The 825-nt window shown below is 46.7% G+C and carries 1 pseudogene; it reads right to left on the bottom strand.

From position 1 onward, the window contains the following. Window positions 1-825 (bottom strand): annotated as a pseudogene (locus HFP08_RS29460) (IS630 family transposase); the annotation flags it as partial.

Raw genomic sequence — 825 nt, forward strand, 5'->3', positions numbered from 1 at the left:
AACTGCGGGCTGTAAGGCGGCAGAAACACCAATTCGAGTCGACCATTCAGTTCGTCCAGGAACGGTTGGAGCAGCTTGGCGTGATGAATCCGGGCATTATCCAACACCATGACGATTTTGCCAACTGGATACGCGAGAATCACCTTTTGAAGAAAATTCAAAAAGGTCTCAGCTGTATATTGTTCGTTTTCCTGCCAAACGATTTGACCGGTCGCATAGTCGACTGTGGCGAGCAACTTCACGCCGCGATGTTTGCCCGTCGTTTGAATAATGCGCTGTTTGCCACGCAGAAACCAAGTCTTTTGAATGGCCTGGTAGTCTCGAATCATGGACTCATCTTCGAAAAGCAAATGCACGATTTCGTCGTTCATCAATCTTTTTTTAATTCGGGAAATGTAGTCTCTGTAAACTGACGTTGTTTTTCAGGATCGGCTGCTTCTAGGGTGTACGTTGGTTTGGTATAGCTCAGTCCTTGGCGGTGCATCATTTTTGAAATGCCTCGCAAGGAGTAGCGATGACCGAATTCTCGTTCAATATACGCAGCAATGATCTCCAGCGTCCAGTTATATCGAGCTGTGAAGCCTACATCATCTGGAACGGAAAGAATGATGGTCTGCTTCAATTGCTCTTGTTGTTCTTTCGTTAACCGAGTAGGAGCTCCCGAGGAATACTTCATTTGTAACGCCTCGAGACCGCCGGTTTGATAGGAGCGAATGTAGCTATTTACCGTTTCCTTGCTGCGATTCAGAGTCTGTGCAATCTCCGTGACAAGCTTCCCTTTGAGATGTAAGTACACGGTTTGATAACGTTCATACATGCGGCGTT

This window comes from Paenibacillus sp. HB172176 (genome assembly GCF_011947265.1).
GTDB lineage: Bacteria > Bacillota > Bacilli > Paenibacillales > Paenibacillaceae > Pristimantibacillus.